General features: G+C 35.7%; 15 protein-coding genes. 3 read left to right on the top strand and 12 right to left on the bottom strand.

The annotated features are described in order from the left end of the window. Positions 1-33 precede the first annotated feature (33 nt). Positions 34-942: a S66 peptidase family protein gene (locus HH304_RS15385; protein ID WP_169683227.1), complete on the top strand. Its 909-nt coding sequence runs from the start codon at positions 34-36 to the stop codon at positions 940-942. On the opposite strand, the gene chrA is transcribed toward HH304_RS15385, so the two are convergent. Then, the gene (chrA, locus tag HH304_RS15380; protein WP_169683226.1) at positions 932-2,092 is read right to left on the bottom strand and encodes a chromate efflux transporter; all 1,161 of its coding nucleotides are present in this window, start codon (positions 2,090-2,092) and stop codon (positions 932-934) included. The two genes, HH304_RS15385 and chrA, sit on opposite strands and share 11 nt — an antisense overlap. A gap of 15 nt (positions 2,093-2,107) precedes the next feature. Then, positions 2,108-3,079, bottom strand: a complete 972-nt coding sequence (locus HH304_RS15375; RefSeq protein WP_169683224.1) for an isopenicillin N synthase family dioxygenase — start codon at positions 3,077-3,079, stop codon at positions 2,108-2,110. 83 nt (positions 3,080-3,162) lie between these two features. Between HH304_RS15375 and HH304_RS15370 the strand changes: the two genes are divergently transcribed. After that, positions 3,163-3,981 carry a phosphopeptide-binding protein gene (locus HH304_RS15370; RefSeq protein ID WP_271711645.1) on the top strand — a complete coding sequence of 273 codons (819 nt, stop codon included), beginning with the start codon at positions 3,163-3,165 and terminating at the stop codon, positions 3,979-3,981. Positions 3,982-4,028: 47 nt separating this feature from the next. On the opposite strand, the gene recO is transcribed toward HH304_RS15370, so the two are convergent. Genes recO through HH304_RS15350 form a run of 4 tightly spaced genes read right to left on the bottom strand, consistent with a single transcriptional unit; the run spans position 4,029 to position 7,786 of the window. Next, entirely contained in the window at positions 4,029-4,712 is a 684-nt protein-coding gene (gene recO, locus HH304_RS15365; protein WP_169683221.1) for a DNA repair protein RecO, read from the bottom strand. 1 nt (position 4,713) lies between these two features. Further along, entirely contained in the window at positions 4,714-6,894 is a 2,181-nt protein-coding gene (gene porZ, locus HH304_RS15360) for a type IX secretion system anionic LPS delivery protein PorZ (protein WP_169683218.1), read from the bottom strand. Beyond that, positions 6,842-7,438, bottom strand: coding sequence for a thymidine kinase (locus tag HH304_RS15355; RefSeq protein WP_169683216.1), 597 nt, complete (start codon positions 7,436-7,438; stop codon positions 6,842-6,844). The genes porZ and HH304_RS15355 overlap by 53 nt, the downstream gene beginning before the upstream one ends. A 15-nt stretch (positions 7,439-7,453) precedes the next feature. After that, positions 7,454-7,786, bottom strand: coding sequence for a 2Fe-2S iron-sulfur cluster-binding protein (locus HH304_RS15350; RefSeq protein WP_169683214.1), 333 nt, complete (start codon positions 7,784-7,786; stop codon positions 7,454-7,456). A 129-nt stretch (positions 7,787-7,915) separates the two neighbouring features. Here HH304_RS15350 and HH304_RS15345 point away from each other — a divergent pair, with 129 nt between their 5' ends. Continuing rightward, positions 7,916-9,010, top strand: coding sequence for a hypothetical protein (locus HH304_RS15345; RefSeq protein ID WP_169683212.1), 1,095 nt, complete (start codon positions 7,916-7,918; stop codon positions 9,008-9,010). Positions 9,011-9,030: 20 nt separating this feature from the next. Here the strand turns inward: HH304_RS15345 and rodA are convergent, their stop codons facing one another. From rodA to purH, 6 genes are all read right to left on the bottom strand, one after another. Beyond that, positions 9,031-10,317, bottom strand: coding sequence for a rod shape-determining protein RodA (gene rodA / locus HH304_RS15340; protein WP_169683210.1), 1,287 nt, complete (start codon positions 10,315-10,317; stop codon positions 9,031-9,033). A 2-nt stretch (positions 10,318-10,319) separates the two neighbouring features. Continuing rightward, on the bottom strand, positions 10,320-12,137 hold the full coding sequence (gene mrdA, locus HH304_RS15335) for a penicillin-binding protein 2 (protein ID WP_169683207.1): 1,818 nt from the start codon (positions 12,135-12,137) through the stop codon (positions 10,320-10,322). Next, entirely contained in the window at positions 12,137-12,658 is a 522-nt protein-coding gene (locus tag HH304_RS15330) for a Rod shape-determining protein MreD (protein ID WP_169683205.1), read from the bottom strand. Before HH304_RS15330 ends, mrdA begins: the two co-directional genes overlap by 1 nt. Continuing rightward, entirely contained in the window at positions 12,648-13,481 is an 834-nt protein-coding gene (mreC, locus tag HH304_RS15325) for a rod shape-determining protein MreC (RefSeq protein WP_169683203.1), read from the bottom strand. Before mreC ends, HH304_RS15330 begins: the two co-directional genes overlap by 11 nt. A 24-nt stretch (positions 13,482-13,505) precedes the next feature. After that, a complete protein-coding gene (locus HH304_RS15320; RefSeq protein WP_169683201.1) occupies positions 13,506-14,534 on the bottom strand; it encodes a rod shape-determining protein in 1,029 nt (342 codons plus the stop codon). A gap of 95 nt (positions 14,535-14,629) precedes the next feature. Beyond that, a complete protein-coding gene (gene purH / locus HH304_RS15315) occupies positions 14,630-16,159 on the bottom strand; it encodes a bifunctional phosphoribosylaminoimidazolecarboxamide formyltransferase/IMP cyclohydrolase (RefSeq protein ID WP_169683200.1) in 1,530 nt (509 codons plus the stop codon). Between the last annotated feature and the right edge of the window lie 6 nt (positions 16,160-16,165).

Below are 16,165 nucleotides of genomic sequence, written 5' to 3'. Positions count from 1 at the left end.
TATTGAGGCTTTTTTTATTTAATTATGTTCCAAATGATAATACCATCATTTCTTAATAAAGGTGACAAAATAGCCATCATTGCTACTGCCAGAGCTGTTGATAGAGAGTTGGTTGAATATGCAATAGACATTATTAATTCCTGGGGCCTTAAGGTAATTACCGGAAACCATCTTTATGAAAGGAACTTTAGGTTTGGAGGCACTGATGATCAAAGAATTGCTGATCTGCAATGGGCAATAAGTAATACCGAAATAAAGGCTGTTTTTTGTGTAAGAGGAGGTTATGGAACAACCCGAATTATTGATAACATTGATCTTAAACCTTTATTTAAACATCCGAAATGGATTCTGGGATTTTCTGATGTAACAACATTGTTATTAGGTTTAGAAAGAATTGGTGTTGCTTCAATTCATTCACCTATGCCTGCTCTCTTTAAATCCAAAACAGATTCTAAAGCAGTCAATTCTGTGAAAGATTTTTTAATGACTAAAACTGATTACGTTATATCGTGGAAAACTACCTCTTTATGTAGTGATGCCAATTGCACGGGTAGTCTTGTTGGTGGTAATTTGTCTATGATTGCAAACAATATTGGTACAGAAACGTTCCCTTTGAGTTTCAAAAATAAAGTATTGTTTATCGAGGAGGTTGGTGAAGACTTATATAAAATCGATCGATATATGGTTCAATTGAAGCGTGCAGGGGTGTTGAGAGAATTGTCCGGACTTATAGTAGGTAGTATTACAGATATACCATATGATGAAGAGCCTTTTGGATTAGAGGTAAATGAAATTATAGAGAGTCATATAAAAGAATATAATTATCCTGTTTACTATGGCGCACCATTTGGGCATTGTATGGAAAACTATCCTGTTCCTGTAGGTATGCAAGCTGACATTTCAGTTGAGAACGGTAAAACGTTTTTGTCAATTAGAAAATAAACCCTGCTATTACACCTGCGATGATTATATAAGGAGTTCTAACCTTTAGAGTCATTAATCCTAATGTTATTAGAATTATCCCGAAACTCATAGGGTTTTTATCGAGTGGTTCAAACAAAAGGAATGCAGCAGCAACTACAAGACCTGAGCCTGCAGCATTAACACCTTCAAGGCTAGCTTTAATAATTCTGTATTTTTTTAATTCATCCCAAAACCGGATGATGAAGAAGATTAGAAATGTTCCTGGTAGGAAAATTCCTGCAGCACTTAAATATGCGCCAATTATCTGTCCTGTAAATCCATAGTCTCTCATTGACAGAGTACCAACAAATGCAGCAAAGCTAAATGTTGGTCCTGGTACAGCTTGATTAAATCCGTAACCAGACAAGAACTCGTTTGAAGTTAAATATTGTTTAAACTCAACAAATTCTGTGTATAAAAATGGGATGAGCACCTGACCACCTCCAAATATTAGCGAACCATTCCGATAAAAGTTTTCAAAGAGGAGAATCTCCCTTTTATTTGTTATGGCACCCAGAATAGCTGCCGCAATAAGAACCCCTCCCCAGAGTAAGAAATTGCTCCAGTTTATATTTAGTTTTTTATTATTTTCTTTTGGGTGAAGCTTAAAGTTTATGGCCGTTGATAGGCCTCCAATAATAATTAATGCGGGGTATGCAAATGGACTTCTGTAAAAGTATGCAGCTAATGCTGTAATAATCATAATTATCAATCCATGATTAGATACAACAACCTTGTTGCTTATTCTGATAGCTGCAATGCCAACAATAGCAACAACCATTGGTTGAATAAATTCAGTAACTGATAAAGGATTGTTTAAATATGACAAAGCAAAACCCACAGCTGTCATAACGGTAACTGCTGGAAGACACCAGGCCAAAAGAGTCAGATAAGCTAATTTAGGACCTCCGATACGGTAGCCTATTGCTGTAATAGTTTGAGTTGATGTAGGTCCGGGTAAGATTTGACACAATGCATGGAGCTCGATCAGTTCTTTATTAGAAAGATATGCTCTTTTTTCAACGAAGATATCAAAAAACAAAGCCAGGTGTGCCTGTGGCCCTCCAAAGGCGGTCACACCCAGCTTTAAAACTTCTTTGAGATAGATTAATGATCGAATTTTCCGCATATAGAAAATCCGGGGTTATTTTTTTAATCCGATTTCAGCTAATCTTTGATCAAGAAATTCACCTGCAGTCATATCATCATATTTTTTAGGGTTTTCTTTATCAATACAGCTTTCCAAACAAGTAAGATCCATTTCAGATCTTGGATGCATAAAGAATGGAATTGAATATCTAGAAGAATTCATTTTTTCTTTAGGCGGATTTACTACCCTGTGGATTGTCGATTTTAATTTGTCATTTGTTAGTCGTGCAAGCATATCGCCTACATTTACTACTATTTGATTTGGAAGTGCAGTAATTGGAATCCACTTTCCATCACGGCGTAAAACTTGTAAACCGTCTGCACTAGCTCCCATTAGCAAAGTAATCAGGTTAATATCACCATGTTCTGCAGCTCTTACAGCATCTTCAGGCACCTCATCAGGGTTTGGAATCGGATAATAATGTATAGCTCTTAGAATACTGTTTCCATAAGATGCTTTATCCTGAAAATAATCTTCTGATAATCCTAAGTGGATAGCGATCGCACTAAGCATATCAAGGCCTGCCTGCTCAAGGATTCTATAAGCAGAAAGACATGAATCTTTAAATTCTGGTAATTCATCCGGCCACACATTGTCAGGGTATTCATTTGTTAATGGATGTCCAGAGTCTTTTGGTTGACCCACATGATAGAATTCTTTTAAGTCACCAACGTTTCTACCCTTGGCATGCTCTTTCATCTTACCGATGTAACCTCTTTGTCCAGCCATTTCAGGACGAGCATATTTTTCTTTTATATTATCTTCTAAAGCAAAGAACTTTTGTACATTTTCATATAACTCCGCCTGTAGTTCATCACTTAATCCATGGTTTTTGACAGCAACAAAACCAATGTTCTGGTAAGCATCTCCTAAAGCCTTCACAAATGCAGCTTTCCTTTCAGGATTATTACTCCTGAAGTCATCTAAATCCAGCGAGGGGATATCATTATAAAGTATATCAGACATTTTATATAGTATTTATTACATTGCAAACTACTTATTTTTTCTTAATATTAATAAACTGAAATACCAACAAAATCGATTTAGATATGTTCAAAACCAGAATGTCAACCATCTTCTTAGCTATACTTATTGTGGGAGTTTCTTGTACCACAACTAAAGATGGCTCTGAAGAAGAAAGTACAGAAGATTCTAGTGCAATGGTAGAAGAAGTTATCACAGAGAAACCAGCGATAACTATTTCTCCAGTTAATAATTCTCCTGAGTTTGAGGATTCTATGCTTGAAATGATGTCTCCATCCGAGTCAGGTTCAATGGAGCAGGGTATGGTTCAATTTAATTTTAATGTCAAGAACTATACTTTGGCGAGTCAGACTCAAGATGCTGATATTAAGCAATGTGCAAATTCGGCTAAAGGGCAACATATTCACCTTATATTAAATAATCAGCCATATTCTGCCCATTATGATGCTAATTTTGAAAAAGAACTTGAGGCAGGCCATTACGTTTCTTTAGCATTCTTGTCTCGTTCTTATCATGAAAGCTTGAAGAATCCGGATGCCTATGTTATAAGACAGTTTACTGTAGGAGATGTTGATGCTGAGCCTGCAGATTTGACTCAGCCGCATATGTTTTACAGCCGTCCAAAAGGAGAGTATTCGGGTGCTGATATTAAGAAAGTATTATTAGATTTCTATTTGCTAAACACTGACTTATCTTCAGAAGGAAATAAAGTCAGAGCAACAATTAATGATGATACTTTCCTAATTGATAAATGGCAGCCATACTTTATTGAAGGTATGTCAATGGGTGAAAATACTATTAAACTAGAGCTTATTGATAGCGAAGGCAATGTTATCCCAGGTCCATTTAATACTGTTGAAAGAACAATTACTCTTACGGAATAAGAATATTTAATTTGAAAAATATAAGAACCCGGTTTAGCCGGGTTTTTTTATAGGTATAATTCTATGAGTACAGGTAATGATTTTAACTCTCCAATATCTAGATGGTATCGGTAAAAATCTATAAGCACATGAAGTAATTCCCTCCGAATTGAATTATTTATCTTGCATTCCTTACCGTAATCAGAATCTTTTAGTTGCTCAAAGGCATCAAGTACAGGTTTATTTAATTTTAGATCATAAAAAGTTTCCATTTCCTCTGCTAATACATCACTGCTTTCCATATTTAAGCCTAAAAATGGACTAAGCTTAATTAAAAACTTCAAATGGAAATTGTTGATATCAATTTCAGTTTGGTCAAGGATACAAAGTGAACTCTTTATAAAATCATGAACTTGTTCCGGCTCTTCATCCTGCTTAATAATTTTAAACAGTATTTCAGATAAAAATAGGCCGACACCTCTTTTTACCGGATCAAATGGTAAAGATTGATAATGATAATCTAATCTTGCTTCATTGATTCTGGTAAGCTTATCATCATTACGATCATAAATGACTAAATCGAGGAGGTTTAATGGCTGATATAAGGCTATTTTTCCTTTTCCTTTGGCTGTTCTGGCACTATTAATTAAGAAAGACTTTAATCCTTTTTCACGGGTATAAATTCTACATATGATTGAAGTCTCACCATATTTTATATAATTGAATACGATACCCTGTGTTTTAATTAGCATTCTAAGGTATGATTACTGCTTTTCCAATAAACCCTTCTTCACCAAAACGGTCTGAAGTATAAAATAAATAAACTCCGGGAGCAATTCCGTTTGGTAGAGTCCATGTTGCAGTACCTCCATTACTACTTACTTCATCGATAAAAGAACCTCCTGCGGTTGTAATAGTTATTCTACTATTGTTTTTAAGGTTAGTAAGGGTAATAGTATTATCCTTTTGTAGTGAATAGGGATTTGGATAAATAGATACCTTCTCATAATCCGGAGCTGGTTTTGTTGCGTTACTTTGATAAGTTACAAGCCCCCTGTCTGTCAAAATATAGATCTTGCCAGTTGATGAGTCAAATTCAATATCCAAAACTTTATTGGAAGGCATAGGTGAATTAGAACTATTAAAAAATGCTAGTTCTTCATCTAAATTAGCATCAAAAACTCTAACTCCAAGATCAGTTGCTGTCCATAGTCTGTCACCACTATCAATTAGCAGGTCATTTACAGTCCTTCCTTCTAATAAATATCTGCCTTCAAAAATTGGTCTGTCAGCATTTACTGCAACAAAGTCAAATACTCCAAAAGGGATATCCATAAAATACACACCATTATTAGTTCCTATCCAGATTCTTTCATCGCTATCTATATCAAAGCAGAAAATGTTTCCTGGCAGGTTTCCGTTATTTTCAGTAGCTGTAAATATCCTGTAGTCCTGGTTCTCAGAATCAATTATTACAATATTTCCTGAAGGCAGATTGCCAGTAAGTGCTATTAAGTCGCTACCTAAAGGGCTTAACTTTCTGGTGTAATTTAACCTTGAATCAGGTTTTGCAAAAGGTAATAGGCCTGTATCAGTGTCTTTATACAGATATACTACACTATTTGTTTGAGTAAATGTAAGAGAGCCATTCAGATTGGCTATCGATGTAAACTGGTATTGATCATTGCCTGTCCCAGGTATTACATTGATCACTGGATTGATTCCTGTCAATAATTCAGAATTTTCCAGACCACTAATTAGTCCGGCATTATTTGAAGTGAAATAATATGTGTTATTAATATATTCAACGTCTGATATTTGAGCATCAAATAATGATTTTGATAACCATTCAAGGTTGTCGTAGTATGATATTTCATCTTCTCCAATTTCATTCAAGGAGAAAAGTTTACCGTTAGATACTTTTATTCTTGTAGGAGAATTTGAGATTGGACCTGAAGGGTAAATTGAAGAGGTATTTGAACCTTCAATTTTTATTAAACCCATACTTGATGTTCCAAGGTAGTATTGGTTCGTTGAAATAATTATGTCAGTTGGAGTTACATCAGAGCTTAATTCTTCGATTAAAGTAAAAGTATTCTGTTCGTATTTATAAATGGCATTGTCATTAACCAGAAAGATAGAATTGTTATCGACTACTCCAGATACCCAGTTTGATGAAGGCTGGTCAGTAATATCATTCCATATTCCGAATTCATTTCTTTCTAAAAGAGAACCTGATTTAGATAAAGCAAATAAACCGGCATTCAAATTATAAAACTCTTTTGTTTCAATTTGACTTACCGTATTCCATTTATTGAAATCAGCCAGATTAGTATTTAGTGATGCTGATTTTATACCTTCATTGGAAGATATGTATATGCTGTCTTCAAAAAATGCGATATCAAATACTCTAAGGTTGGAAGCGTTTTCTCCTATTTGTAAAAAGGCATCTCTTACTTCAAGTGTTTCAATATTTACTGTTACCAAACCTTCATTTGTACCCAGAAAATATAAATTATTCAATTGTTGAATTGAATTGATTTTGAAGTCGTCTGAAGGAGAGACCAATTCTTCATTTACAAGGATTGAAGATTCACTATAGCGTAGGATACTTCCGTTTTCAAAGCCAAGAATTAATCCATTGTCAGTATTTAGCGCAGTAATATTTGAATTTGGGAACTCGTCAGGGTTAATTTTATCAATCCAGCCTTCAGAAGGATTATAAGAGAATAATCCAGGGTTACTTATTGCTACAATTTCATTAGCGACAGACCCAATTAATTCGACCTGATCATAAGAATAATGTGTTTCCCATGACCCTGTAGGTAGTTTTTCCTGAGCAAACGAATTTGCGCAGAAAAGAATTGAAAGGATAAAAAATTTAATCAGACGATTTAAGTCCGGTAAAAAAACATTTTCGGCATCGAGCTTCATAGCTTTCAGTTTCTCCTACGAGAACTTTATTTTCATTAATTACTTTTCTAAAGGAATAATTCGCAAGAGCTCCAGATTTCATACAAATAGCATGAACTTTTGTAACAAATTCGGCAACGGCCATTAAGTAGGGCATTGGGCCAAATGGTCTTCCCATGTAGTCCATGTCAAGTCCGGCTACAATTACACGTTTTCCTTCATTGGCGAGCTCATTACAAACATCAACAATTCTGCTGTCAAAAAATTGAGCTTCATCAATACCGACAACCGAACAATCACCTGCCTTTAACAGTATGTCATCAGCAAAATTGACTGTAGTAGACCTGATAGCATTTTTATTATGAGATACTATTTCAGTTTCAGAATACCTGTTGTCAATAACAGGCTTAAAAATCTCAACTTTTTGATTAGCTAATACAGCTCTGTTCAGACGCCTTATTAATTCTTCGGTTTTTCCGGAAAACATCGATCCGCAAATCACCTCAATCCAACCCGAATATCTTTCTCCGTTACCGTATTGCTCTAACGATGGTTCAATAAACATGCCTCAAAGATAAAGCTAATCATCGGAATAAGTAATATGAGGAAACTTATAATCTTGCGAAGTGCTAACTTCAATTTTACCACCGCAAGGAAACGACTGACATGCAAGTCGCTCATTTTCATGTAGTCTATTGAGGTTGTGGGACCTTTTTTCGATTTCAGTTTCCGGAGAAATATTTTCCATTCCACTAATAACCTTCATTCTGCAAGTGGTGCATTTTCCTTTTCCTCCACAAATATTCATCCAGGGAACCTTCTCTTTTTTAAACAATTCAAGAAAAGTGTTGCCTGAGTCTAAAAATCTGATACTTTTATTGTTGTGGTTTATAACAACAATTTTATTTTCCATCTGTGTAAAAAATTGCTATATCAGATTAATCAATAACCTTACAAATTGTTCGTTAAAAAGGAAATAAATTATATCATTGCTTAACTTTTTAATTTTAGAATTCAGAATAACAGATAAAAGATCGCAATTATGTCTTCACCAGCTTTAAATGAAAATTATCTTCAGAAGTATGCTTCTAATGTAGCACGTCAAATTTGTGCTGCGGCATTTTCAGAAAAAGAAAAAGTCAGCGGGGCCGATATTAAAAAGTTGACGCCGGTGAAACAGGTAAATTATTTTGTTATCAAATACTTGTTTAAAAACTGGAAAACTGAAATGAAAAGACTTACTGATAGTCCATATTTTGATTATGATCATCAGGAAGTTAAAGAAGCATTAATTCAATTTAAAAATAAAGTATCCAATCATATCTTAATAGCTGAGAAAGACCTTGAACCTTTAGTTTATGATTCTGTAATAGATACCTTGAAGCTGATGTACTCTCCATATGATTTCTTTATTTCTGAAATAAAGGAACTTGATGGTATGGGTATTAAAGCCATAGACGAAAGAGGAAAATATCTTACAATCAATAAGAATTTGTGGAGTGGTCTTGTTTCTAATTTAAACTCACTCGATAATGAAGAATATTCATTCGAGGTATTGGAAAATCAATTTAACAGGGTATGCGAAGAAAGTGGTAGCGAACCAGATTCAATAGATCACTTGATTAACGATTTAAATGAATATCAGCCTATCGATGAATCAGAGCTTTATACTGAACGTTCCGGGTTTAATACTTCAGAGATTGTTGTTGATGAAATTGAGGAGATAGAAATAGAAGAAGAACAGGTTAAACAGGAGTCATTTGTTGAAAACACTCATGAAGAGCTTGAAGATTCTATTGAAGAGAAACCACTTGTCGATAGATTTCATTCTGATTATGAAACGCTAAATGATAAGGTTGCGTCACAGAAGGGAAAGGTCAAAACACTAGCTCACCAAAACCTGGAGTCAATTAAAAAAGGTCTTTCGCTAAATCAACGATTCATGTTTACCAAAGAGTTATTCAGAGGTGATCAGGAATTGTTTGAGCATGCAATTGATAAGTTAGATCAATGCTCAGAATATAATGAGGTGATTAACTTAATTGAACAAGAATTTGCTCCTAATAATAAATGGAACATGGAATCATATGAGGTTAGCGAGTTTATGCATATGATAAACCGCAGATTTCCTGACTAAAGGTTAAAATTTATTTACTATTAGTGTGACAGTACTTGCATTCGGTGCGAATCAAGCTTAACCATTGTGAATAGCAGGACGGTAAATGCTATCAATGATGATCCTCCATAACTGAAGAAAGGTAATGGGATACCAATTACAGGGAATAATCCTATTGTCATGCTGATATTTACTGCAAAGTGAAAGAATAAGATCATCGCTACGCAATAGCCATAGACTCTACTGAATCTCATTTTCTGCCGTTCGGCTAATTGTATTACACGAATTATTAAAGCACTAAATAGTATCACAAGAATAAACGATCCTATGTACCCGTGTTCTTCACCAATAGTACAGAAGATAAAGTCTGTGCTTTGCTCAGGTACATAGTCATACTTAGTTTGGGTACCTTCTAAAAATCCTTTACCATCAAAACCACCTGAGCCAATAGCAATTTTAGATTGATTAACATTATAACCAGCTCCTCTTGGGTCCAGATCAGGGTTGAATAATACCAGAATTCTCGTTCTCTGGTGTTCTTTTAAAACTTTGTCGAAGATGAAATCGACGCTATAAACAACAAGGCATACCGAAGCTGTGATGACTAGTGTAGTTATGATTTTGGATGTTTTTGCTCTATTTAATATTGCAATAATGACACCTATACCAAAAATACCACCCATTATGGCCCATTGGTTCCATCCAATTATTTGTGTTAGATAAATAGCTAATAAAAATACAATCGCCCCAAGCACACCGATTATTAAAGGAACTGGAGAAAGTCCTTCTCTAAATAAAACCAAAACAAATATACTGAATACCATAGTGGTACCTGCATCACCTTGTAACAGGATTAATGCAATCGGGAGAAAAAGTATAGCGCCAATAGCAGCTAGGTCAGGTATTCTATCTAGTTTAGCCTGTGGGTCACTTAGATATTTTGCCATAGCCAAAGCGGTGACAAATTTTGCAAATTCTGATGGTTGAAACCGGAAACTCCCTATTTCAAACCATGATGTTGATCCGGCAACTTCACGCCCGAAGAATAATACTGCTATGAGCAGTAGCATTACTGCCCCGTAGGCAAAATAGGCCAGTGAATCAATAAGCCTGAAGTCAGCAAAGAAAATAATGATAATAGTAATGACCGATGCGCTAATCCAAATTAACTGCTTACCTGAATTCAGGTTTAGGTCAAATATATTTTGGTTGGCAGAAGCATCATAAACTGCAGCAAAAATGTTAAACCAGCCAAATAACACAAGTATGAAATATAATGTTATCGTGATCCAGTCAACATTTGCAAATATGTCATTTCTTTCTCTCATAATTAGTAAATGAAGTCACCTTTAAGTACATACTCCTCAATTGCTTTTCTCTCTATTTCTCTTTTCAGGTACTTCTCGATCATTAGTCCGGCAATCGAAGCGGCTGCTCTTGCTCCCTGTCCTGCATTTTCAACATACACAGATACAGCGATCTTTGGATTGTCTTTTGGTGCAAATGCGATAAAAACTGAGTGGTCTTCCCCGTGAGGGTTTTGAGCTGTTCCTGTCTTACCACAAACAACAATATCATCAATATGGGCTCTTGCTCCTGTACCAGACCAGCCGCTGTTAACCACAGCGTCCATTGCATCAACAACTACTTCATATTTGTCAGAAGTTACTGAAGTGTAGTTTTTCTTTCTGTATTGCTCAGGAACAAGATCTTTTGAACCATCTATTTCTTTTACCAGGTGTGGAGTAATGTAGTATCCTCTATTTGCAATTATCGCAGAGAGGTTTGCCATTTGCAATGGGGAAACCCCAAGCTCACCCTGCCCGATGGACAGTGAATAAACTGTAAAAAAGTTCCATGCTCTTTCACCATAAACCCTGTTGTATAATCCAACTGTAGGAACAACACCTGTCCGTTCATTAGGAAGGTCAATGCCAAGTCTTTGTCCGAGACCAAAAGTTTTTAAATGAGCTATCCAGTTATCAAGACCAATTGCGGCGTCTTCATTAAAGGATTTAGCTTCACCTTGTTGGATTACTCGCTTAAATGATTCGTAGAAATATGGGTTACAGGAGTGTTTTATTGCTCCTTTCAGGTCTTCATAGCTATGTGGACCGTGACATTTTATAATTGAACGATTACATACAAACCTCGTATTAGGTGTAATTACACCCTCTTCAAGTGCAATTAGCGCCTGCACCATTTTGAAAATCGATCCCGGAGGATACTGATCTGCTTGTATTGGTCTGTTGTATAAAGGTTTGGTAGAGTCCGTATTGATTTTTGAATAGTTCTGGCTAAACTTTCTTCCGGATAACAAATTTGGATCGTAAGAGGGAGCTGAAATAATTGATAAAATCTCACCCGTTGCAGGCTCTATAGCTACAACACTTCCAATTTTACCAGCCATTAATTTTTCTCCATACTTCTGTAACTCTATATCAACAGTTGTTGTAATGTTTTTACCAGGTTCAGGAATTGTGTCGGCCTTTCCTTCTTTATATTGCCCTTTTACTACACCATGAACATTTACCATTTTAAATGAAACACCTCGTTTTCCTCTAAGGTCTTCTTCATATCTGGATTCTAGTCCACTAATACCAATTAAGTCACCACTTTTATAATAGTTGGTAGTATCTCTGTTAAGGATTCTCGGAGTAACCTCTCCAATATAGCCCAGGGCATTCGACATACCACTAAACGGATAATATCTATTAGTTTTTGGAGTAACGAAGAAACCGGAATATTCAGAAAATCTATCCTGAATTTTGGCAAATTCTTCATTTGACATCTGAGAATAAAAAACCGAAGGCTTTACATAGCTGTATTTTTTTGCCTTGGTGATTCTTTCTATATACTCTTCTTTGGTAATATCAAGTAGGCTGCAGAAGTGGGTAGTGTCTTCGATTTCCACTTCACTAGGAACAACCATGATGTCAAAAACAGGCTTATTGTAAACAATGATTTCCCCGTTTCTGTCATAGATCAGGCCTCTATATGGGTACTCAATATATTTCCTTCGACTGTTGTTATCTGCAGCAAGTCGTGATGTTTCGTCAATTATCTGTAAATGAAAGAGTCTTGTCAACAGAATCAATGCTACAAAGATCACTATTGACTGAATGATAACCTTTCTCTCTTTGAACATTACAACAACCTCTCTTTTCTTCCGCTTACGGTTAAGTATTGTACAATTATTATAATTAGCACTGTAAAAATAGTACTAGCCAAAATTTTATATAAAGTTAAGAAGAAGAGTGATTTGTTGGAAGCTTCAATAAAGAAGATAACGCAGTGGTGTAAGAAAACAAGAAAGAATGAATATCCAAGGTACCATGAAAGCCCTGTGTTCTTGACAGTTGGGGTACTAATAGGGTCGGGAGTACGAGGGAAGTTATACTGCAGGAATACTGGTCTTATGAAAGTTAACAATAAACCGGCAGCAGCATGAATACCCATGCTATTGTAGAAGATATCAATAGTTAACCCAACGCCAAAGCCAATAATCAATTGCCATACTCTGCCAACCGATAAAGGAATTCCCAAAAGAATTATTACATAAAGAAAACAAAAAGCAACATCAAAAAGGACGACATTTTTAAGGATCGAAACCTGAATTAAAATAAAGGCTATAGAGCCAAGGATATATTTAATGTTACTACTCTTCATTTATGTTTGTCGCATTTTGCAAACTGTCAAATTCTTCTCTTTTGAAGCTTTTTATCACAAATACATATGATAAGGCTTGAAAATCTGTGCTCAATTCAACAGAAATGTCATAGAAAATATCTCCATCAGAAATTGAGAAGTCTGATATCGTGCCTACAAGAATGTCTTTCGGGAAAATTGAATTATATCCGCTAGTAAAGATTGAATCTCCCTCTTGTAATTGATAGTGCCTTGGAACATATAGAATTTTTCCTTTTTCTGGTGACTTTCCATCCCATGTTAAGGTACAAAAGTTTCCAAATCGGGAAATAGTTGTTGAGATATTTGTTCCGGTATGTAAAACTGATTTTACAACACTAAAGTTATCGGAAACATGCATCACTTTACCTACGATACCCTCGGCAGAAATAACAGCCATTTCGGGTTCAATACCTTGATCAGAACCTTTGTCAATGGTAATGTAGTTTGTGAATCTATGGACTGAATTGTCTACTACCTCGGCTGCGGTAGTTTCATATTTTCTGTCAAATATCAGGAGTGATTCTAAACTATCACTCCTGATTTTATCAGAATATTTTATTAATTGTCTTTTTAAGAGAGCATTTTCTTGTGCCAGTTGCTCATTAACCCTTTTCAAAATGAAGTAATCATTGATGTTTTGGGTGTATTCAGCAACATTGCCAGCCAAAGCTGAAGAAGAATTGAAGAAAACTGCCGATTGATAGCTATTATTATTAACTATCAAAAAAAAGCATACCAACTCCAAAGCCAAGAAAACAAAAAAGGCTCTAAACCGGATCAGAAATAAAAACAACTGCTGCATACCTTCCGGTCAGTCTTTAAAAAATTAAGTCAATAATACATTTTTGAAAGAATTGAGATTCTTTAGTGCTAGTCCGGTACCTCTAACTACTGCTCTTAATGGATCGTCAGCAACGTGCACAGGTAACTTAGTTTTAAGAGCTAGCCTTTTATCTAAACCTCTAAGTAAAGCACCTCCACCAGTCAGGTGAATTCCTCTGTCGTAAATGTCAGCAGATAATTCAGGTGGTGAAATCTCTAAAGCTTTAAGAACAGCTTCTTCAATTTTAGATACTGATTTATCAAGTGCAAATGCAATTTCGCTATAAGAAACCTTGATTACCTTCGGAATACCAGTCATTAGGTCACGACCTCTGATTTCATATTCTTCAGGTGGGTTGTCTAACTCAGTCATTGCAGCACCTACTTCAATTTTTACTTTTTCAGCAGAACGCTCACCAATAAGTAAGTTATGCTGACGTCTCATATAGTCAAGAATATCCTTATTGAAAGAGTCTCCGGCAACACGTATTGATTGATCACAAACAATACCTGATAAAGCAATAACAGCAATTTCTGTAGTACCACCTCCGATATCTACAATCATAGAACCTACTGGCTGCTCAATATCAATACCGATACCGATGGCTGCAGCAATTGGTTCATGAATCATGTAAACTTCTTTAGCTCCGGCATGCTCAGCTGAGTCACGAACTGCACGCTTTTCAACCTCTGTAATACCAGAAGGAATACAAATGACCATACGATGAGATTGAGGCAAAAAACTACGCTTGTTGCCATCAATCATTTTGATCATCCCCCTGATCATGTGTTCTGCAGCATGGAAGTCTGCAATAACACCATCCTTAAGCGGACGAATAGTCTTTATACTTTCGTGTGTTTTTTCGTGCATTTGCATGGCTTGACGGCCTATTGCAAGCACTTTATTTGTTGCTTTATCAATGGCGATAATGCTAGGCTCATCTACGGCGATCTTATCCCTGTGAATAATCAGAGTGTTGGCCGTACCAAGGTCTATTGCAATGTCGCTTGAAAAAATGTCAAACAATCCCATGCTGTCTCTTAAATTAGGCTATTAAATTAATTCTTTCTTTCCTTTAAAAGTTGCAATATACAAATATCTTATTTTTCAAAGGAAAGATTGTAAGATTAATGTTTAAAGTGTCTTGTACCAGTAAACACCATGCCCATATTGTTGGCATCACAATAATCTATTGAGTCTTGATCTTTGATAGATCCTCCCGGTTGAACTACAGCTGTAATTCCTGCATTATGAGCTATTTCGACACAATCAGGGAAAGGGAAGAATGCATCTGAAGCCATAACCGCACCTTCTAATTCAAAGCCGAACTGCTTAGCCTTTTCAATTGCCTGTTTAAGGGCGTCTACGCGTGATGTCTGGCCTACACCACTAGCCAGAAGCTGATTGTTACGGGCTAGAATAATTGTATTTGATTTAGTATGCTTACAAACTTTAGAAGCAAATACAAGGTCTGAAACCTCCTGCTCGGTAACTTCTTTTTTGGTTACCGTTTTGAAGTCTTCAGCTTTGTCTGTTTTTAAGTCTCTGTCCTGAACTATAACACCATTCAATAAAGATTTGAACTGTTTTTTGTCTGTAAGATTAGCGTTCTTTTCGAGCAAAATTCTGTTTTTCTTGCTTTTAAGTACCTCTAATGCATCTTCTTCGAAAGATGGAGCTATCAGAACTTCACAGAAAAGCTTGTTTATTTCTTCTGCTGCGTCTTTGTCTACCGGTTTATTGGTAATTAATATTCCACCGAAAGCGGATATGGTATCTGCTTCAAACGCTCTAAGGTATGCTTCTTTGACAGAATTGCCTGTAGCGCAACCGCATGCATTAGTGTGTTTTAGTATTGCAAATGCAGTTTCACTTTCATCAAACTCTTCAATCAAATTGATTGCAGCATCGATATCTACAAGGTTATTATAACTTAATTCTTTTCCATGTAGCTGATTTAACAAATCACCCAACGGACCATAAAAAGCTGCGTCTTGATGAGGGTTTTCTCCATATCTTAATGTTTTTCCATTGCTGTAACTAGATTTGAATGCCGCAACATCTCCGCCTTCGTTAAAGTAATTGAAAATAGCACTGTCGTAATGTGAAGAAATATGGAAAGCTTCTGCAGCATATCTTTTTCTTGTTGCTAATTCAGTGCTTCCATTATTTGAATCAAGTACTGATAATACATCTTCGTATTGATTTCTCGAAGATACAATCCATACATCTTTGAAGTTTTTAGCTGCAGCCCTAATTAAAGATATACCTCCAATATCAATTTTTTCAATAATATCCTGCTCATCAGCACCGCTAGCAACGGTTTCTTCAAAAGGGTATAAATCTACAATTACAAGATCAATTGATGGAATGTTGTACTCTTCAGCTTGCTTTTTATCATTGTTGTCATCTCTTCTTTGAAGTATGCCTCCAAATACTTTTGGGTGAAGGGTTTTAACTCTTCCTCCAAAAATTGAAGGGTAAGAAGTTAAATCTTCTACAGGAACAACCGGAATATTCATGTCTTCAATGAATTTTTGTGTTCCACCGGTAGAATAAATTGTAACTCCATTTTCATGAAGTTTTTCGACAATAGGAGCTAGTCCGTCTTTATAAAAAACAGAAATTAGAGCTGAAGAGATTTTAATATCAGACATGATAAA

It is taken from the genome of Marinigracilibium pacificum, from assembly GCF_012926615.1.
Lineage (GTDB): Bacteria > Bacteroidota > Bacteroidia > Cytophagales > Cyclobacteriaceae > Mangrovivirga > Mangrovivirga pacifica.
The sequence above is the reverse complement of the archived record's forward strand: the minus strand, read 5'-3'. Positions and strand labels throughout refer to the sequence as shown.